Source organism: Acinetobacter psychrotolerans (assembly GCF_048552595.1).
Taxonomy (GTDB): domain Bacteria; phylum Pseudomonadota; class Gammaproteobacteria; order Pseudomonadales; family Moraxellaceae; genus Acinetobacter.
Genome location: NZ_JBIMDK010000004.1, coordinates 223,524 through 242,774, shown reverse-complemented (window position 1 = coordinate 242,774; position 19,251 = coordinate 223,524). Strand labels below are relative to the sequence as shown.

Here is a 19,251-nt window from a genome sequence, read left to right as displayed (position 1 = left end):
GTATTTTATATTAGGATTTCATCAATTGAAGGGCTAAATCGACTTCCCACCTATATTGGCGGCATTGTTCAGATTTAGAACACTTCGCTGTTATAGGCTTAGCTTAGATTGACTCTATAAAATAATCCAATATTCTGCGTTAATTCTCAGTATTTATTTAAAAAATATATAGATCAAAGTCGTATTATAATTATATAAGAAATTCACAAAACACTGTTTTTAAATGGTTAATCAATTTAACTACAATAATATTTTTGATTAAAAATAATACAATATGTCATTTTAATAAGGATTAGACTTAAGTCTGAGCTTGTAACAAGATTTCTTAATGCATCATTTTCGAGTCTATATTTGCTGTTTTTGGACCATAATACTCAAAATTAACGTGTTGATTAATTCACCTAGAATAAACATTTCAAAGGGCTAAATTGGCCGTATTGGGAATATTGTCCTGTATTCTTATTTCTGTATTTAACTTGCTGAGCTTATAAATGATTTACAAACGATTATCGATCTAATAAATAGCAATATCAGCTCCAGTTCGCATGATGTTTTTTTATCTGCTTTTTACACAAAACCATTTCCTTATGGCATAATCATAAATGATTTCCAAATTTTATTTTCGGTATTTATTTTATGAATCTGGAGCGGGTCGATCTAAACCTTCTAATTTACCTTGACGTACTTCTGCGTGAAAAAAATGTAACTCGTGCTGCTGAACAATTGGGTGTTACCCAACCTGCCATGAGTAATATTTTACGTCGTCTGCGTAACTTATTTAATGACCCACTTTTGATTCGCTCTTCTGAAGGAATGACTCCAACAGAACGAGCTTTAGAATTACAACCACGTATTCGTGATGCTTTATCCGATTTATCGATGATTTTGGAACCTCGTACAGAGTTCCGTCCTTATACATCGAATCGTGTTTTCCGTATCATGACTTCAGATTATGCAGAAGCGACTTTAGTTCCACGTTTAGTCAAAGCTTTACGTTCAGAAGCACCAAATGTTGTGCTCGACTTTTTAACACCAAGTGATGTGTCTTACCGTGACATGGAGCAAGGTAAAGTCGATCTTGCCATTAACCGCTTTAATGAAATTCCACAAAGCTTTCATCAAGTTTTAGTTTGGCGCGACAGCTTTTCTTGCTTGTTGAATAATAAGCACCCTGCTGCACCGAATTTAAATTTAAAAAGCTATTTAGATGCACAACATATTTGGGTATCTAAAACAGGAATGGGCGTTGGCTTTGGTGTTAACCCTGAAAAACAAGCAGGTTTAGGTTGGATTGATCAAGCTTTAGAGCGTATTGGTCAAAAACGCAAAATTTCAGTATTTACTCGTCATTATCAAATGCCTGCTCTTTTGGCATCGAATGTTGATTTGATTGCGACTTTACCTTCACGTATTGCACGTTTACAAGCAAATAGCCAAAACTTATTAATTAAAGACCCTCCTTTTTATATTCCTGAATTTGAATTAAAAATGGCTTGGTGTCCTTTACTCCATCATCACCCTGCACATCGTTGGTTACGCCAACTGATTTTATATGTTGCACGTCAGATGGTTGAAGAAGAAAATCGTGAATTTATGCACAATAATTCGCATTTTTCTCAATATTGATCTAAATTTTTTTAAATTCTTATGATTTCAAGCTTATACTAATTTTAAATCGGTAGTGAGTAACTCACTACCACCTCCTTTTTTGTGTTAAACAATATCTCATAATAATGATGATCCACAGGTGGATTCGTGAGCCTCTTCCAGAATATCCTCATCATCGCAGTCCTTATTGTAGGAGCAGGATTTTTATCTTTAACTGAAATCGCACTTGCGGGTGCACGTAAAGTTAAACTTAAAATCCTCGCAGAATCAGGTGATGAAAGAGCGCGAAAAGTCTTAGACTTACAGCAAAACTCTGCTGAGTTCTTTGCTGCATCGCAAATCGGTTTAAATGCTATTGCCATTCTTGGTGGTATTTTGGGTGAAGGTGCGTTTCGCCCTTATTTCTTTGACTTTGTGACACGTTTTTATGTTGGAGATTGGGCTGAAACGATTAGTTTTGTTCTGTCTTTCACCATGGTGACATCATTATTTATTCTATTTGCAGATTTAATGCCTAAGCGTATGGCAATGATTGCACCCGAAAAAATTGCTGTATCAGTCATTAATCCTATTCAAATTTTTATTGTTGTATGTAAGCCTTTAGCTTGGTTTATAAATGCTATAGCGAATATGTTGTTCCGCTTATTTAAAATCAATACCACACGTGAAGACAACATTACCTTTGATGATATCTCTGCGGCAATGGATGCTGGTGCACTGGCAGGTGTTTTACAAAAACAAGAACAACACTTTATTGAAAATGTATTTGAACTTGAAGAACGTAATGTACCTTCTAGTATGACCACCCGTGAAAATGTCGTGTTCTTTATTTTAAAAGAGTCTGAAGATAGTATTCGCCAAAAACTTGCTGAATATCCGTATTCTAAATTTTTAGTATGCAGTGAAAATATTGACCAAGTGATTGGCTATGTCGATGCTAAAGATATTTTGGTTCGTATTCTCAAAAACCAATCATTACTACAACTCAATGAAAATACCATTCGTACCGTTTTAATCATTCCAGACACATTAACATTGTCTGAACTTTTGGATCGTTTTCGCTCGACTAAAGAAAAATTCGCAGTGGTAATTAATGAATATGCTTTGGTTGTGGGTGTTATCACACTTTCCGACATCATGATTACGGTGATGGGTGATTGGGTTACACCAATGGAAGAAGAACAGCAAATCATTAAACGTGATAATAATTCATGGTTAATTGAAGGCAGCACACCAATTGAAGATATAAAGCATGCTTTAGAAATTGATGAAATGCCTGATGAAGAAAACTATGAAACCTTAGCAGGTTTTATGATGTACCAATTGCGTAAAATTCCCCGCCCTGCCGATGCCACTATTTTTGGTGGCTATAAATTTGAAGTGGTCGATGTCGATCATTTTAAAATTGATCAGCTCTTGGTGACTCGCTTACTTGAAAGAAGTGAAACCACAACTGAAGAACACGATTCACTGTAATTTGAGTTGTTGATTATTCTTAAAACCTAGCGAATAATGCTAGGTTTATTTATCTACTCTACTTTATACGTAAAACAATTTAAATATTAATTTAACTTATTTAATTAATATACATACATCAATAAACCTTATAAATTTCGATGTATTGATCAATTCCTGTGTAATATTTCAGCCAATAGCATATAAATTTTGGAAATATGAAAATTAACATGTTGATATTCACTCAAACTTATCGAAAATAATAATGATATAAATCAATATATTAAAAATAAAATCCATTTTGATGTAAAAACACACAGGTCGTGTAAGTTGTTGTTTTAAATATTTTATTTTTTTAATAAATAGTAATCAATTTAATATTTTAATATGTATATTTTAATTTATTTAAATAAACATTAGCATTCACTTGCTCAAAAAACTAAAAATTTCTACTTCAAGGATTGAACTATGCTAACCGTATTAGGTTTAGGCATGATCTTGTGCTTCATGTATTTGATCATGTCGAGACGAATGACAGCGCTTGCAGCCCTTACACTTGTCCCAATTTTATTCGCACTTATTGCATACGGTCTTAGTTTCTATGTAGATAGCTTAGGGCACATTGAAATCAAAGAACTGGGCGAAATGATGCTCGATGGTGTGAAAAAACTTGCACCAACAGGTGTCATGCTACTGTTCGCAATTCTTTATTTTGCCATCATGATTGACACGGGTCTCTTCGATCCATCGGTTAAATTTATTTTAAAACTGGTCAAAGGTGATCCACTTAAAGTGGTCATAGGTACAATTACACTGACCATCATTGTGTCATTGGATGGCGATGGTTCTACAACCTATATGATCTGTGTTGCCGCAATGTTACCGCTCTATAAGCGTTTAGGTATGAGCCCACTTATCATGGCAGCATTAATGATGCTAGCAAGCGGCATCATGAACTTAACGCCTTGGGGTGGTCCAACTGCACGTGCAGCCAGTGCACTTCATGTAGACCCAAGTGATGTATTTATTCCAATGATTTTACCAATGATTGCTGCAATTGTTTGGTTATATTTCGTCGGCTATATGTATGGTCGTATGGAACGTAAACGCTTAGGTATTGTTGAATTAGATGTGAGTCATGGTGATGATATTCAAATATCAAATAACCCTGAAGCAAACCGCGCACATTTAAGATGGTTCAATGCGTTACTGACTGTCGTCCTCATGATCTGTCTGGTCAAAGGTATATTACCAATGTCTATTCTATTCATGGTTGCGCTGTGTATTGCGCTTGTTGTGAATTACAAAGATGTTGATATGCAGAAAACGTTGATCGCTAACCATGCAGGAAGTGCTTTAAACGTTGTTGGGATTATTTTTGCAGCAGGTATCTTTACAGGAATTCTCACAGGTACTGGCATGGTCGACTCTATGTCTAAGGAACTTGTTGCGATTATTCCAGAGAGTATGGGGCCATTCTTAGCACCGATCACTGCGATTGTAAGTATGCCACTGACCTTCTTTATGTCGAATGATGCTTTCTACTACGGTGTACTGCCCATTCTTTCAGAAGCTGCCGCTCACTATGGTATTACGCCTGTAGAAATGGCACGTGCTTCTATTGTCGGGCAACCTGTACATCTCCTTTCCCCACTGGTTCCATCGACTTATTTATTATGTGGATTAGTTGGTATCGAACTGGGTCAACATCAAAAATTTACCATTAAATGGGCGATTTTGACTTGTTTTGTCATGTTGGCTGCTGCATTAGTTCTTGGTGTATTCCCGTTCTATTCAACCTTACAATAAACAAAGAATCTTGAACTGAGAATATTTCTAATCCCAATACAAATATTCTTGGTTTTCAGATAAGGCAAAAGCACGAAATTCGTGCTTTTGTTTTTTATTGAATACTAAAAATTAACGCAGTGAAAGCAAAGCATCTAAAGTTGCTTGATAATGAATTTTGATATCGTCTTCTAAAATTTTATACGCATTATCAAATTGCACCATTGGCCAACCTTCTTTCCAGAAAGGGAAAATGTTGTGCAAATCACGAGTAACTACAGCATCTTCACGAACAATTGCTTGTGCAACTTGCGATAAAACTTGAGCCGTTTCTGCACCATCAATCGCTAAATAATCGATACCACGTACTTTTAAAATACGAATACGATCTTTTTTATAACGGATTTTCTTCGCTTGACCTTCATTTAAATTCAAAGCCAATACCACAGCTTCAACGAATTTATCTTCAAAGCTTTTGTGTAATGCGACAAGTGCTTGTTTATGCGCTTCCTGACGACCTGCTTTTCCTCCATCAACAATGATTTGCTGTGCTTCGACATCCAATTGATCCGATTTCATCGATTGTAAAATGTCTAAAATTTCAATATCACTTAATGATGCAGATGAATCGGTCATGGGAGTCCTAAAAACAAAATATATAGATTGCATATTTTCGCATACATTTATAATTAAGTCAGAGATAATCTATACTGTATTTATTTAACCACATCACAACAAGACACAATTGATTGCTTTTTAAATTGTGAAATTTCTGATATTGATTTGATATATAGACAAAAATAGTGATTTCTCATGAAAGCAGTTGCCTACAAAAAACCTTTGCAAATTTCACAACCTGAAGTGTTTTCAGATATAACTTTAGAACAACCGATCGCTTCTGGACACGATTTACTGGTCGAAGTGAAAGCCATTTCGATTAATCCTGTCGATATTAAAATGCGGCAGCGGACCTCACCTGAAAATGAGACTTGGAAAATCTTAGGACATGACGCTGTAGGTATCGTTAAAGCAGTGGGTGAAAATGTTCAGCACTATAAAATTGGCGATGAAGTCTTCTATGCAGGCTCTAATCAACGTAATGGTTCTTATGCAGAATTTCAATTGGTTGATGAACGAATTGTTGGGCTCAAGCCTAAAACGCTTAATGATGCAGAAGCTGCAGCACTGCCACTGACCTCAATTACAGCATGGGAAATGCTGTTTGACCGTTTTAAAGTTCAGGAAGCGCTACATGCGGATGCTGCAATTTTAGTGATTGGCGCTGCAGGTGGCGTTGGTTCAATCACAGTTCAACTGTTAAAAGCATTAACCAATCTTAAAGTAATTGCTACAGCATCGCGACCTGAATCAAAAGCATGGTTAGCATCCATTGGCGCGGATTATATTATTGATCATCGTCAGCCTTTGGAACAGCAAGTTCGTGATTTAAATATTGGACTGCCTGATTATATTTTTTCTATCACAGGAACTGCGGGTTATACCCAATCCATTGTCAATTTAATTGCACCACAAGGTCATTTTGGCTTAATTGATGATCCTGATAATTTTGTAATTAATCCTTTTAAAGCAAAATCTATTTCGATCCATTGGGAGTCAATGTTCACCCGTTCTACTTTTCAAACCGCAGATATGTCACGCCAAAGACAAATTTTAAATCATCTGGCTGAATTGGTCGATCAAGGTAAAATTAAAACGACGCTTTCTAAAAATTTAGGTCGTATTAATGCAAAAAATATAACTGAAGCACATGCATTAATAGAAAGTGGACAAAGTATTGGCAAAATTGTTTTAGAAGGTTTTTAGATCTTTATACTTATTATTGATGTCTAAAGCGCTTTATCGATTCTCATCTCTAATCATTTTCAGACTACTTATCGACAATAAGTTGTAGTGGATAATCTTTGCAAAATGATTCATTTATAATGTGATTTGAAATAAAAAAAGCCATAAGCTGCTTATATTTATATCTTATTCATCCCTCTCCTTCAAAAAGAAGAGGGATTTAGAAGAATAATTTAGATGACTTCAACTACAATTTTACCAATATGATTCCCAGTATCCATAGCCGCATGTGCATCCTGAATTTGATCAAATTTAAAGGTTTTATAAATCATAGGTAAACACTCACCTTTTGCCCAAAGTGGTGCGACATTTTCCATTAAGTCTTGCGCAATTTCTGCTTTTTCCACAGTAGTACGTGCACGCATAGTCGACCCGGTAATGGTTAGACGCTTCATCATAATTTGCCCAAGCTTAACGTCTTTGGCTTTTGCACCACCTAAAAATGCGATATAAACCAAACGACCATCACGACGTAATAAATTCAAATTTTGATCTAAATACGGTGCTCCAACCATATCCAAAATAATATCTACACCTTCATTATTGGTTTTTTCGTTAATCACTTGCTCAAAATTTTCAGTTTTATAATTAATGGTAGTGGTTAAATGGCTGATCGCCTGAACTTTCTCATCTGAACCTACGGTAGCAAAACTTTTTAATCCTAATGATTTGCATAGCATAAGTGCCGTAGTTCCTATACCACTTGCACCGCCATGCACGAGTAATGTTTCCCCTGCTTTGGCATTTGCCATTTGGAAAACATTTGCCCATACCGTGAAGAAGGTTTCTGGAATTGCAGCAGCTTGTACAAAGCTCATATTTTCTGGAATTGTAATGGTTTGGCTCTCGGGTACGACACAATATTCCGCATAGCCACCGCCATTGGTTAGACCACAGACTTTATCGCCAACGGTAAACTTAGAAACATTCGCACCAATAGCAATCACTTCACCTGCAACTTCCAAACCAGGTACGGGTGTAACACCTTTTGGCATCGGATATAAACCTTGGCGTTGTAAAATATCTGGACGGTTAATGCCAAAAGCATGAACTTTTACCAGTACTTCACCTGCTTGCACTGTTGGAATATCAACAGTTTCATAAGCCAATTTTTCGATACCACCTGGTTCGGTGATAATGACCTGTTGCATCGTATTCTGTGTCATCACTTTTCCTGTTTATTTCATTACTTTTCAAGTTTTCACTATTTGAACATAAAGCTGAATACTTTTGAACCACAGTCGACTTAGGTATGAACGAATCTAATTTAAATAACACTCCATGAATAATGTCTGTCACTTTTAAAATGATCATTTTTTGTATTGTTGACTTGCTTTTTAATTTTACCCTGATAATATTAACTCACTTAATAATTTTACCCAGATTAAATTATTTATTATCTAACCAAAATAAACATAGTTAAGAGTTCTAAAATGAATATACAAACAAGCTATAGCGCCTTTCTTGGCAAAACACATCTAATCACTGATTCTTTATTAAACGTAACTTTGGCTATTCAGCAACAAGCTGTAACAGATCAAACCATTTTAATTTTCAACGATCAGACTGGTCAGCAAATTGATATTGATACAACGGGTTCTATCACTGATATTCAACAGCGTTACGCTGAACCCGAAGCTGTAAAGAAAGTTGGACGTCCAAAACTTGGAGTCATTTCTCGTGAAATTACTTTGCAACAAAAACACTGGGATTGGCTTGACCAACAGAGTTCAAGTGCCTCTGCAATTATTCGTAAACTGATTGATGCTGAGTTAAATAATCCCACTTCTGAAAGTCATAAGATGATGGCGAAGCAAGCTGTAGACCGTTTTATGTCTGCTATGTTAGGTGATTTGCCAAATTATGAAGAAGCTACTCGTGCGTTGTATCAAGGGAATAAAGCCGTATTTTTAGACTTGATTTCGAGTTACCCAAAAGATTTAAAGAAATATTTAGTTTTAAAAACGAAGGATATTTTTTAGATTAAATTTCAAAATTTATAGTGAGAGAGTTTGTTAAAATTTTCTCTTATTATTACTAGACTTTAAATTTAAAGTCCAACAGTCTGTTTTTCCTATGTTGGGATTGTAGCGACATTAAATGGGAGTTATTAAAAGATATCAGTAGATTCATCACCATAACAATAAACCCGCTCTTCAGCGGGTTTATTTAAATTAATTCAACCTCTTATAGACGAACTAATTCCACAATTTTTTCAGCCAATACTTCCGCTGCTTCATCTGCATAAGAAACATCTGTACCTTCTGTAACATCAGTGACTACAACTACACCCGTCTGACGTAGTAAAGCAACCTGCTCCACAGATAAACCTATTTTGGCAATAGCAACAACACCCTGCTGAATCAACAAGCTTTCAAGTACCTGAGCATTTTCAAGCGCTTTGGCAGAAACTGACACCGCAGCAGGTTTTTGACCTAAACGAGCAGCACGATCTTCCGCAGTAACAGGCTCGTTGTGTGCAGTCCATTCAACCGCAGCTTCAACCATACCAGCACCAACCGTCACATTACTTAAACGGTCAATAAAGATGAAAGAACCCGTATAACGACTGTCTTGATAACGGTCAAACACTACTGGAACATCAAATTCAACATCAACACTTGCAATTGCATTCAGTTCAAGCTGATCAACCTGCATATGCTCAAGTGTATTCACATTGGTACGATAGTTAATTTTAGCCACTTTCGCAGGAATGGTCTGTGTGCCAATTTTAATATTATACAGCTTACCAATCACTAAAGGCTGATCAGTCATCCACACTACAGAAGCACGTACAGAACGTGACAACAACGGTTGCTCACCTGCTTTCACTAAAACATTACCACGAGAAATATCAATCTCATCGTTCAGTGTTAAAGTGACAGCCTGACCTGCAATGGCATGATCTAAATTACCATCAAAAGTCACAATTTCTTTTACAGTCGATTTCTTACCCGATGGTAAAGCCACGATTTCATCGCCAACTTGTACACGACCTAAAGCAATCGTACCGCAGAAACCACGAAAATCGAGATTTGGGCGATTCACATACTGAACAGGGAAACGGAATTCATGCGCACTGGTATCACGCGTGATTTCAAGTGTTTCCAGAATATTCATTAAAGTTTTGCCTGTATACCAAGGCGTGCTTGGAGAGGCATTCACAACGTTATCACCATTCAAGGCTGAAATCGGTGTAAATAGAATATTCTGCGGACGACGATCACCCAATTGACTGATGAAATTATCATATTCAACTTGAATTTCGTTAAAACGACCTTCAGAGAAACCGACTAAATCCATCTTATTAATCGCAACCACGATATTACGAATACCCAATAGGCTTGCAATAAAAGTATGACGACGAGTCTGTGTTTGTACGCCATAACGTGCGTCAATGAGGATGATCGCAAGGTCAGCTGTAGACGCACCAGTTGCCATATTGCGGGTATATTGCTCATGCCCTGGAGTATCGGCAATGATGAACTTACGTTTTTCTGTAGAGAAATAACGATAAGCGACATCAATGGTAATACCCTGCTCACGTTCCGCCTGTAAACCATCTACAAGTAAGGCTAAATCGGGTGCATCACCTGTTGTACCAACTTTTTTAGAGTCACGCGTCACGGCTTGTAATTGATCTTCATAAATCAATTTTGAATCGTAAAGCAGACGACCAATTAAAGTCGATTTACCGTCATCTACATTACCGCATGTTAAAAAGCGTAATAAGTCTTTATTTTCATGCTGTTTTAAGTACGCCAAAATATCTTGGCTGATTAGTTCAGATTGATGAGACATTGCTCAAAACTCCACAAATTTGTTGAAATCGCTTTTTGAATCTCTTTAATCTTTAATCCCTCTAAGTCTCCCTTTGCTAAGGGAGACTTCTGCCATCTTTAGGAAAGGAGAGCTTTTTATCCACCTCTTTCACAAAGAGGGGTTAGGGGTGGTTTTTAAAGAGAGTGCTTAGAAATAACCTTCTTGCTTTTTCTTTTCCATCGAGCCTGCTTCATCATGGTCAATCATACGACCTTGACGCTCAGAGCTTGTGGCTAAAAGCATTTCTTGGATAATTTCTGGCAAGGTATCTGCAGTTGACTCAACCGCACCCGTTAATGGATAACAACCTAAAGTACGGAAACGCACCGATTTCATTTGTGGAACTTCGCCTTCTTTCAAGCGCATACGTTCATCATCCACCATAATGAGCGTACCATCTCGTTCAACCACTGGACGTTCAGCGGCCAAATACAAAGGCACCAAAGGGATACTTTCTTGATAAATGTATTGCCAAATATCTAACTCAGTCCAGTTTGACAATGGGAATACACGAATACTTTCACCTTTATTCACTTTACCGTTGTAAAGATTCCAAAGTTCCGGACGTTGGTTTTTAGGATCCCAACGATGTTTAGTATCACGGAATGAATACACACGTTCTTTCGCACGTGATTTTTCTTCATCACGACGTGCACCACCAAAAGCAGCATCAAACTTGTATTTATCTAAAGCTTGTTTCAGGCCTTGGGTTTTCATGATGTCGGTATATTTTGAACTACCATAATCAAATGGGTTTACACCTGCATCTTTACCTTCTTTATTTTGATGCACGATCAAATCAAAGCCATGCTCTTTAGCCATGTTGTCACGGAATGTGATCATTTCTTTGAACTTCCAACCTGTGTCGACATGCAACAGTGGGAAAGGAAGTTTTGCAGGATAAAATGCTTTCAGCGCAAGATGCAACATAACTGCTGAATCTTTACCAATAGAATATAGCATGACCGGATTTTCAAATTCGGCTGCAACTTCACGGATGATATGAATACTCTCAGCTTCAAGCTGCTTAAGATGAGTAAGTCTTTCCTCATTTAACGACATGGACAACACCAGCTCAAAATAATTGTGTGTTTATCACACATATGAAAATTTATATTCATTATAGTGATTTACACTGCTTTTCTATTGCTTGTTTTTTTATATTGATATATAAAATCATCATATACAAAAGCAAGAAGCTTATAGAATTTTATGAAAATCATTCCCTTATCCAATTGTACTTTTGAACAATGGTTACCTTTATGGCAAGCCTATTTAGAATTTTATAAATCAAAACTCAGCTCTGAACAAATCATATTATCGTGGAAGCGAATCACAAATCATGAACAAGCCGATATGTTTGGTTATGCACTCATGCAAAACGACAAAATGATTGGATTTGTTCATTTAATTTCACATAACAGCACTTGGACAGAAAAACCATATTGCTATCTGCAAGATTTGTTTATCGATCATAATTATAGAAATAAGGGTTATGCACGCCAATTGATTGAACATGTATATGCCAAATGTAATGGAAAATTTGATCGGGTTTATTGGTTAACCCATGAGTCAAATCAAAATGCACAACTTCTATATGACCGTATTGCGACTAAAACTGGTTTTATTCAATATAAGAAAGCATTGTAAACTTTGAGTCAGTCTTGTATTTAAGATAAAAGAATATGGTGAGAATCACTCTCGAAAACAGATATAAGCTTTTGTATTTAAATATATTATATAAAAAATTATTTAAACTCTGATGGTAATTTAAAAATTTTCAATCAATAAAAAAGCTTACCTTTTCGGGTAAGCTATCATTGTATGAAAAATAAAACTTACTTTTCATACTTTTAAAGTTGGAGTAACTTCTTTATTTTTATTGAAATACCTAAAGAAGTTGTTCAATAATATTCATTAAATAAACTAAAAAATATCCCTAGAATTGGGTATTTTTTTTTGAAAATTTTGCTGTAGAGTGGAAAAAATTTTGTCTTTCGAATAAAAACTGTAGATATATGAACTTTTATTGACCATTTTATAGCCATAAAATTAGGGCTACTGTTTTTATCGAATTTAGAAAAAGCTTTAAAGCCATTAATTTAAAATAAAAAAAGCTTATCCAATTCAGATAAGCCTATAAAATTCCAAAGTTTTGGAGCAAATCACACTCCTCAAACTTTGAGGGTAGGAATAGCTTCTTTAAGTAAGGTCTATTAAAGAAGATACATCATATTAATCTGCATAAAATACAGCGTATATACCTAAAATTGGGTATATTTCATATTCATTAATGACCAAGTAATGATTTATCTAAAGGAATTTCGATACCAATAGATATTCCACCATCATTGCCATGCACATCCGAATCACTCACCCAACCATTAATTTTTAATGGAATAGTCGGCTTAACGTAATGTGTCCATGTTAAATCAAGCGCCTTAATTTTATCATTTTCAGGGAAAGCTAAATTGATCTGTTCTGTACCAAATTTCGTCGCAGATTGGTTCACTTTGGCATAGATTGCACGAGCAGATAAACGATTCATGACATCAAAGCGAATATTACCACCCACAGAAATCATTTCACCATCCCCACCCATCGCATGTCCTAAAGGAAAACCATGTTGGTAATAGCCATCTTTATAAATATGATGACTATAAGAAATACCTAAAGGATCACCATTAGTTTCAGTATTTGCCCATTCTGCATAAAGTTGATATGGCATAGTTTTAAAACTTGAAGAATAATCAGCGCCCGCTAAATACATTTTTTTAGAAGGTAATAATCCTGCTTCATCTTCTCCTACATATTGTCCATACACGCTGACTGGAACTTGTAACAACGGTTGAAGATTTAAACGACCATCAAAACCTGCGATCTGGTTTGAAGCATTCCCTTCACCTGTACAAGTAATATCCGCGCATTCATTGTCTTTACCAATAAATGCATTCCAATATGCTTTCGCGCTACCTGGTTGCCCTTCACCATCAATTTGGAATGTACGTGATGCGCCTAACTCTAAATAAGGTAATGGTTGAGCCGTTAAACGTAGTCCAATAAGTCGTGTATCAGGAACCGCTTTATAATCATCTAATTGACCTGCAAAAGCTTGGTATTGCCAAGGTCCAACCCAAGACAACCATTTAGACTCAAACGCTTTTTGTTCAGCACGTTGTGCTGTAAAACCATAGACTGGACGGCTCGCATCACCACGAATTAAACTTCCATCGTGCCCTGGGCCCCAATAAGTTGGGATTTGTCCTGCGATCAGCCATTGATTCCATAACTTCCCTGCAATATATGAACCTTCTACATTCACGTCATGACCATTGTCAATAAGTGGATCTTTCTCAGCATTTACACGAACTCTAGCATCCCAGTTTTCCCCGCCAGTGTTGAATTCTAATGAGCCGACATATTGTGCTTTTGTACTATCACCAAAGGCTTGCGGCACATATTTTTGGTCAGTTTCTACAACTAGATCTAATTTTGCTGTTTGATTGTCTGTTGTTAATGCATTTTGAATCGAATTAATGACTTTTTGTTGGCTATTATTTGCAACTTTTGCTTGAGATAACGCCCGCTGAATTTCATCACCACTCATTGGCCACGTAGAGGTGCTAATTTGGATCACGCCTTGCTGGTTTAACCAGTTCAAATCTGTACGAATATCTTCATTATTCAATACAATACCTTGTGCAAAAACGGGTAATGTCATTGTTGCGAATATTGCAGCACAGAGTGACTTTTTTAAATACATGCGTTATTTCTCAAGTTTATTTCGCTGCCACACCTTAGTTTTTTTATGATAATTTTTCAATGGTGAAAATGTGTTATTGCAATTTAAAAATGAATAATTGTTAAAATTACCCACTATAATTCAGTGATATGAATACAATAATTTCATTCAATTTTATAATTAAGCTTCGGAACAATTTAATATTTTAAATATATACCATGATGAGTTAAATTATATTTTTGATATCCAAAATATGAAAACTCCTAAGAAAACCGAATAAAATCCATCAAAAAAGCCACTGATTTACAGTGGCTTTTCACTATCAAATAAAACCTAGTTCTTATGACGCATATGTGGGAATAAAATCACTTCACGAATACTTGCCGCATTAGCAAAAAGCATCACTAAACGGTCAATACCAATGCCCTGACCTGCTGTAGGAGGTAAACCATATTCCAATGCTTCAATGAAGTCTGCATCGTAATGCATCGCTTCATCATCACCCGCATCTTTTTCTTCAACCTGTGCTTGGAAACGCTCTGCTTGGTCAATTGGATCATTTAACTCAGAGAAGCCATTTGCCAACTCACGGCCACCAATGAAGAATTCAAAGCGGTCTGTAATGTGTGGATTATCATCATTACGGCGTGCCAGTGGAGAAGTTTCCGCAGGATATTCTGTAATAAAAGTCGGCTGACGTAATGCCGTCTCTACAGTTTCTTCAAATACGATGGTTTGAAGTTTGCCTAGACCAAAGCCCGGTTTAACTTGTTCTTTCAACTCTTCACGAACAAATGTTGCTAAAAATTCACGGTCTGAAACATTTTCAGTAGTAAAGTTTGGATTGTGTTCAAGAATTGCATCAAACATTGAGATTTTCTTGTAAGGTCCTTTAAAGCTATACACTTCTTCGCCATAAGGAACATCGGTAGAACCTAAAATGTCGATTGCCAATTTCTCAAGCATATTTTCAGTCAAAGCCATCAAGTCTTTGTAGTCTGCATACGCTTGGTAAAACTCAATCATGGTGAATTCTGGATTATGACGCGTCGAAACACCTTCGTTACGGAAGTTACGGTTAATTTCGAATACACGTTCAAAACCACCTACAACCAAGCGTTTTAAATAAAGCTCAGGTGCAATACGCAAATATAAAGCCATATCTAAAGCATTATGATGTGTTTCAAATGGTCGAGCAGATGCACCACCTGGAATCACATGCATCATTGGCGTTTCAACTTCCATGAAGCGTTCATTGACCAAATAATTACGAATACCTGACACTACTTTTGCACGAATTTCAAAAGTTTTACGTGTATCTTCATTCACAATCAAATCTAAATAACGTTTACGATACTTCATTTCTGTATCGTTTAAGCCATGGAACTTATCTGGAAGTGGGCGCAGTGATTTGGTTAAAAGTTCAAAATGTTCAATATGAACATATAAATCACCTTTACCTGAACGACCAATGTAACCTTTAACAGCAATAATATCGCCAAGATCTAGGCTTTTAACAGTTTCTAAAACGTCAGGGGCAAGTTCTTTACGAGCAACATACAGCTGAATACGACCTGTCATGTCTTGGATCACAATAAATGAACCACGATTAAGCATCACACGACCCGCTACAGAAACATAAACTCGTTCCCCAGCGTCAATTTCTTCTTTAGATTTTTCAGCAAACTGCTCTTGTAGATCTTGCGCATAGTGTTCACGTTTAAACGTGTTTGGCCACGCACTAACACCAGTTTCCTTGGCATGATCTTGAATTTGCTTTAACTTGGCATGACGCTGCGCAATTAAATCGTTTTCGGAAATGTGTTGTTCAGAAGTCGATTGAGCGTTATGTTGCGTCATCTCTGCCTCGATTATAGTAAAAAACGGAAGTTGCATAGAATAGCAGATTTACAACATAATGCGTATGAATATAACTCTATCAATAATGTAAAAATCAAAAAATCATGAATAAATACTGGCAAGGATTCGCCCAAAGTATCATTCTCTTCGACATATTATTGTTTTCTACAGCAGTCGTTGCGGAACAAACCGTTGTCATGAGTAATACTCGTAAAGACTTACCAACGAAAATTGAAACAACCAATGTTCGCAATCAGGACTATATTTGGCAACTCGAACTTACTCCGAATCAGAATACACGCCAAATTCAAGTCAAATTAATGAACCCAAATCCAACGCAAGCTCTGCTCAATTCTCGTGCGCTTGAAATTGCGCATAAAATGACGATGGATCAACTACCAAGAGTAAGCAATGACTTTAAAAATAAATCGCTGAATAGCGATGAAGAAAAAATAGCAAAAATTCAATATTATTATGGGAAATATACACTTTTCATAAAATTTCCAGAAACCGTTCAATATGCGGTCAAACCGCATTTTTCACAATTACAAAACCAACTTGAACCCTTTTGTGAGCTAAATGGTCAGGGAAATAATAAATTCAAATTTGACCCACAAGGTAATATCACAATTAATGCCAAGTTCTCTGTCAATTTTAATGGCAAAATTCAACAAATAAGCTATACACCGAATATCGATACAAAAATGCGTCCCATTTTAGAACCCTTACTCAAAAAAATTCGCTTCTATCCACGAAATGAGCATGGCTTGCCTAAATCATTTTCAATTGAACAACCAATTATTATTCAATGCCATTTTTCTGCGACTTAGACACAATCTATGCATCAACCCAAATCCACAAACTGTTTTTAAGCAGGTTAAATTAATCAATTGAATCTCTAATTTTTATTAATCTAGCTGCTCACTCAAACAATAAAAATGCAGAATAATTAAATTTTGTTAACAGCCCACACTATCACATTAAGTATATTTAAATAATATTCAATACCTTACGCCATTAGTCATTATTGTATTTCTTATTAAATCATCGTTTTAGACCAAAAGCTAAGATATAAAAATTCTAGAGCTCAGTACACTAGTCCAATACAAAAAATAGTTGATGTGGAAAGTTTAAAAGCTACCAACACTATTTCTATCTTTGTGAATAAAGACAGTATGAAAGCGATAAATATGAACACGAGTCATTCAAAAATTTTGTTTTTACATGGACTAGATTCATCTAAAGAATCAACAAAGTTCCATGCCATCCATGCAGTGAAAAAATATTGTATCGATGTTGATTACCGCAATCTGAACTACAAAACTGTAGAAAATTTCTATAACGAAATTATTGAAAAGATTAAACCTAATTTGTTAATTGGACATAGCTTAGGTGGATATTGGGCTTTAAAAATGTCACAAATCCATCATATTCCTGCAATTATCGCTAATCCAAGTTTACAGCCTGATTTCCGTGAAGATTACCCAGCGATTGATGAACTTGATTTAGATCATGATATTCCACAAATTGCCTATATTGAATTGGGTGATGAAATTCTAGATATGTATGCTGTAGTTGAACAATTAGAATCCTTTATGCAAGTGGATGCTTTTGAAGGTGGCCAGCATCGCCTTGTACAACCTGAAAATTTGAATCGCTTAATTGAATATATGGAACACACTTTTATTTCTTAATATATAATTTATCTATCAATAAATTAAAAAAGCCTTGTATTTACAAGGCTTTTAAACAATAAAAATAAAAACTGTTATTCAATCTGATTAAGCTACTGCTGCCTCGACTGGCTTTGAAGTCTCATCTAAAACAGACCACACTGTCATACCAAGATCTGTATGCAAATCAGGTAGATCAAGGAAAATACTTGCACCAAGCACAGTATGTTTACATTTACTCATCAATTGTTTCACTGCTTTAAGCGTTCCACCTGTTGCCAGAACATCATCTACAATAATCACAGTTTGCGGTTCAATATCTGCCGACATTTCTAAACGGTCTAAACCATATTCAAGGCTATAACCTACACCAACAACAGGAGGTGGTAACTTCCCTGCTTTACGAACCAACAATAAACCTTTGCCAGTACGTTGTGCCAACAGACTCGCCAAAACAAAACCACGTGCTTCAACCGCAACAAAACTTTCCACTTGCTCCAATTGGTCTACTGGAATACTTGCAATAATGGAGTCTGTTAATTCAACCAGATTGTTCATAAACAATGGGGTTAAATCATAAAAGCAAATACCTGGTTTTGGGAAATTTTGGACAGTACGGATGTTAGACCACAACAAAGTAGACATATTCATAATATGGGGAGAGCTTTAAAACATAAGGAATACGTGAATTGTAACACTTTTTAACCACATCAGACATCAATGTAAGTTATTCACTAAAAGGCCAGAATGTATCTTTCACTCTAAGTTATTGAATTTATTAGTACCATTTTTATAATAAATATTGGGTATATCAAACTCTGATTCTATTATAAATAATATTAAATTTATTTTCAGCTAGACCTTAGTCGGAATCATAGAATATAAAAAAACTAAATAAATAATGGACTAACATTCACTTATCTAACACCTATCTGAAAACAGCAGCGTTGAAGAATGACCTCACATTGAGCATTAATCTTGACATTGTCAGACAATATCTCCATGAATTAGCCTAACAAACACAGCTTTTGTCCTACTCTGCCATTCAGCTTTACGATAAGTGAGATAAACTCCGATAATTGCTTTACTTTAGCTATAGAACTGCGTAAAAATTTAAAAAAATATGTGCACTTTCATTTGCATATTATTTGAGTCATTGCAGCAGAAGGAATTTACTGGCAGCGCAGAAAACGTATTTGTCAGATATCGGAGAGTTAGATGAAAAAATATCAATGCATCGTTTGCGGTTGGATTTATGACGAAGCAGAAGGTTGGCCACAAGATGGCATCGCAGCAGGTACTAAATGGGAAGATATCCCAGATGATTGGACTTGCCCAGACTGTGGTGTTTCTAAAGCAGACTTCGAAATGGTAGAAATCTAAGATTTCAACCCAGACCATGTTTACATGGTCTTTTTTACGGCTATTGCACCATTAAAA

At 35.9% G+C, this 19,251-nt stretch carries 16 protein-coding genes; 9 read left to right on the top strand and 7 right to left on the bottom strand.

Annotation, left to right across the window (positions count from 1 at the left end; translation table 11 throughout):
- Positions 1 to 636: 636 nt before the first annotated feature.
- The 3 genes from ACG94X_RS05765 (at position 637) to ACG94X_RS05755 (ending at position 4,872) form a co-directional block, all read left to right on the top strand.
- The gene (locus tag ACG94X_RS05765; RefSeq protein WP_419382784.1) at positions 637 to 1,626 is read left to right on the top strand and encodes a LysR family transcriptional regulator; all 990 of its coding nucleotides are present in this window, start codon (positions 637 to 639) and stop codon (positions 1,624 to 1,626) included.
- A 129-nt stretch (positions 1,627 to 1,755) separates the two neighbouring features.
- Positions 1,756 to 3,084, top strand: a complete 1,329-nt coding sequence (gene paeA / locus ACG94X_RS05760) for a polyamine export protein PaeA (protein WP_419382783.1) — start codon at positions 1,756 to 1,758, stop codon at positions 3,082 to 3,084.
- 447 nt (positions 3,085 to 3,531) lie between these two features.
- Complete coding sequence (locus tag ACG94X_RS05755; RefSeq protein WP_419382782.1) at positions 3,532 to 4,872, top strand: CitMHS family transporter; 1,341 nt, start codon at positions 3,532 to 3,534, stop codon at positions 4,870 to 4,872.
- Positions 4,873 to 4,983: 111 nt separating this feature from the next.
- On the opposite strand, the gene ACG94X_RS05750 is transcribed toward ACG94X_RS05755, so the two are convergent.
- Positions 4,984 to 5,487 carry a hypothetical protein gene (locus ACG94X_RS05750; protein ID WP_419382781.1) on the bottom strand — a complete coding sequence of 168 codons (504 nt, stop codon included), beginning with the start codon at positions 5,485 to 5,487 and terminating at the stop codon, positions 4,984 to 4,986.
- 177 nt (positions 5,488 to 5,664) lie between these two features.
- On the opposite strand from ACG94X_RS05750, the gene ACG94X_RS05745 reads away from it, so the two are divergent.
- Positions 5,665 to 6,675 carry a zinc-binding alcohol dehydrogenase family protein gene (locus ACG94X_RS05745; RefSeq protein ID WP_419382780.1) on the top strand — a complete coding sequence of 337 codons (1,011 nt, stop codon included), beginning with the start codon at positions 5,665 to 5,667 and terminating at the stop codon, positions 6,673 to 6,675.
- 212 nt (positions 6,676 to 6,887) lie between these two features.
- Here ACG94X_RS05745 and ACG94X_RS05740 read toward each other — a convergent pair whose 3' ends face one another.
- The gene (locus tag ACG94X_RS05740) at positions 6,888 to 7,880 is read right to left on the bottom strand and encodes an NAD(P)H-quinone oxidoreductase (protein ID WP_419382779.1); all 993 of its coding nucleotides are present in this window, start codon (positions 7,878 to 7,880) and stop codon (positions 6,888 to 6,890) included.
- Positions 7,881 to 8,147: 267 nt separating this feature from the next.
- Here ACG94X_RS05740 and ACG94X_RS05735 point away from each other — a divergent pair, with 267 nt between their 5' ends.
- On the top strand, positions 8,148 to 8,696 hold the full coding sequence (locus tag ACG94X_RS05735; protein WP_419382778.1) for a DUF2239 family protein: 549 nt from the start codon (positions 8,148 to 8,150) through the stop codon (positions 8,694 to 8,696).
- A 205-nt stretch (positions 8,697 to 8,901) separates the two neighbouring features.
- Here the strand turns inward: ACG94X_RS05735 and cysN are convergent, their stop codons facing one another.
- Together cysN and cysD are read right to left on the bottom strand one after the other, a co-directional pair.
- Complete coding sequence (gene cysN, locus ACG94X_RS05730) at positions 8,902 to 10,515, bottom strand: sulfate adenylyltransferase subunit CysN (RefSeq protein WP_419382777.1); 1,614 nt, start codon at positions 10,513 to 10,515, stop codon at positions 8,902 to 8,904.
- Positions 10,516 to 10,683: 168 nt separating this feature from the next.
- Complete coding sequence (cysD, locus tag ACG94X_RS05725; protein WP_419382776.1) at positions 10,684 to 11,598, bottom strand: sulfate adenylyltransferase subunit CysD; 915 nt, start codon at positions 11,596 to 11,598, stop codon at positions 10,684 to 10,686.
- 150 nt (positions 11,599 to 11,748) lie between these two features.
- Between cysD and ACG94X_RS05720 the strand changes: the two genes are divergently transcribed.
- On the top strand, positions 11,749 to 12,186 hold the full coding sequence (locus ACG94X_RS05720; RefSeq protein ID WP_419382775.1) for a GNAT family N-acetyltransferase: 438 nt from the start codon (positions 11,749 to 11,751) through the stop codon (positions 12,184 to 12,186).
- Positions 12,187 to 12,826: 640 nt separating this feature from the next.
- On the opposite strand, the gene ACG94X_RS05715 is transcribed toward ACG94X_RS05720, so the two are convergent.
- Together ACG94X_RS05715 and lysS are read right to left on the bottom strand one after the other, a co-directional pair.
- On the bottom strand, positions 12,827 to 14,299 hold the full coding sequence (locus ACG94X_RS05715; RefSeq protein WP_419382774.1) for a capsule assembly Wzi family protein: 1,473 nt from the start codon (positions 14,297 to 14,299) through the stop codon (positions 12,827 to 12,829).
- Positions 14,300 to 14,611: 312 nt separating this feature from the next.
- Positions 14,612 to 16,138, bottom strand: coding sequence for a lysine--tRNA ligase (gene lysS, locus ACG94X_RS05710; protein ID WP_419382773.1), 1,527 nt, complete (start codon positions 16,136 to 16,138; stop codon positions 14,612 to 14,614).
- Between the two features lie 104 nt (positions 16,139 to 16,242).
- Between lysS and ACG94X_RS05705 the strand changes: the two genes are divergently transcribed.
- Complete coding sequence (locus ACG94X_RS05705; RefSeq protein ID WP_419382772.1) at positions 16,243 to 16,968, top strand: hypothetical protein; 726 nt, start codon at positions 16,243 to 16,245, stop codon at positions 16,966 to 16,968.
- A 360-nt stretch (positions 16,969 to 17,328) separates the two neighbouring features.
- Positions 17,329 to 17,832 (top strand): YqiA/YcfP family alpha/beta fold hydrolase, encoded by a 504-nt coding sequence (locus tag ACG94X_RS05700; protein WP_419382771.1) that lies wholly within the window; start codon positions 17,329 to 17,331, stop codon positions 17,830 to 17,832.
- A gap of 87 nt (positions 17,833 to 17,919) precedes the next feature.
- Here ACG94X_RS05700 and ACG94X_RS05695 read toward each other — a convergent pair whose 3' ends face one another.
- On the bottom strand, positions 17,920 to 18,465 hold the full coding sequence (locus tag ACG94X_RS05695; RefSeq protein ID WP_419382806.1) for an adenine phosphoribosyltransferase: 546 nt from the start codon (positions 18,463 to 18,465) through the stop codon (positions 17,920 to 17,922).
- 564 nt (positions 18,466 to 19,029) lie between these two features.
- On the opposite strand from ACG94X_RS05695, the gene rubA reads away from it, so the two are divergent.
- On the top strand, positions 19,030 to 19,194 hold the full coding sequence (gene rubA / locus ACG94X_RS05690; RefSeq protein WP_004678010.1) for a rubredoxin RubA: 165 nt from the start codon (positions 19,030 to 19,032) through the stop codon (positions 19,192 to 19,194).
- Positions 19,195 to 19,251: the final 57 nt, after the last annotated feature.

Excerpts from the sequence above, each read along its gene's own strand:
- ACG94X_RS05705 (WP_419382772.1), top strand. The coding sequence starts at position 16,243 with ATGAATAAATACTGGCAAGGATTCGCCCAAAGTATCATTCTCTTCGAC.
- ACG94X_RS05745 (WP_419382780.1), top strand. The coding sequence starts at position 5,665 with ATGAAAGCAGTTGCCTACAAAAAACCTTTGCAAATTTCACAACCTGAA.
- ACG94X_RS05750 (WP_419382781.1), bottom strand. The coding sequence starts at position 5,487 with ATGACCGATTCATCTGCATCATTAAGTGATATTGAAATTTTAGACATT.
- rubA (WP_004678010.1), top strand. The coding sequence starts at position 19,030 with ATGAAAAAATATCAATGCATCGTTTGCGGTTGGATTTATGACGAAGCA.
- lysS (WP_419382773.1), bottom strand. The coding sequence starts at position 16,138 with ATGACGCAACATAACGCTCAATCGACTTCTGAACAACACATTTCCGAA.
- ACG94X_RS05715 (WP_419382774.1), bottom strand. The coding sequence starts at position 14,299 with ATGTATTTAAAAAAGTCACTCTGTGCTGCAATATTCGCAACAATGACA.
- cysD (WP_419382776.1), bottom strand. The coding sequence starts at position 11,598 with ATGTCGTTAAATGAGGAAAGACTTACTCATCTTAAGCAGCTTGAAGCT.
- ACG94X_RS05735 (WP_419382778.1), top strand. The coding sequence starts at position 8,148 with ATGAATATACAAACAAGCTATAGCGCCTTTCTTGGCAAAACACATCTA.
- ACG94X_RS05740 (WP_419382779.1), bottom strand. The coding sequence starts at position 7,880 with ATGACACAGAATACGATGCAACAGGTCATTATCACCGAACCAGGTGGT.
- cysN (WP_419382777.1), bottom strand. The coding sequence starts at position 10,515 with ATGTCTCATCAATCTGAACTAATCAGCCAAGATATTTTGGCGTACTTA.
- ACG94X_RS05700 (WP_419382771.1), top strand. The coding sequence starts at position 17,329 with ATGAACACGAGTCATTCAAAAATTTTGTTTTTACATGGACTAGATTCA.
- ACG94X_RS05720 (WP_419382775.1), top strand. The coding sequence starts at position 11,749 with ATGAAAATCATTCCCTTATCCAATTGTACTTTTGAACAATGGTTACCT.
- ACG94X_RS05765 (WP_419382784.1), top strand. The coding sequence starts at position 637 with ATGAATCTGGAGCGGGTCGATCTAAACCTTCTAATTTACCTTGACGTA.
- ACG94X_RS05755 (WP_419382782.1), top strand. The coding sequence starts at position 3,532 with ATGCTAACCGTATTAGGTTTAGGCATGATCTTGTGCTTCATGTATTTG.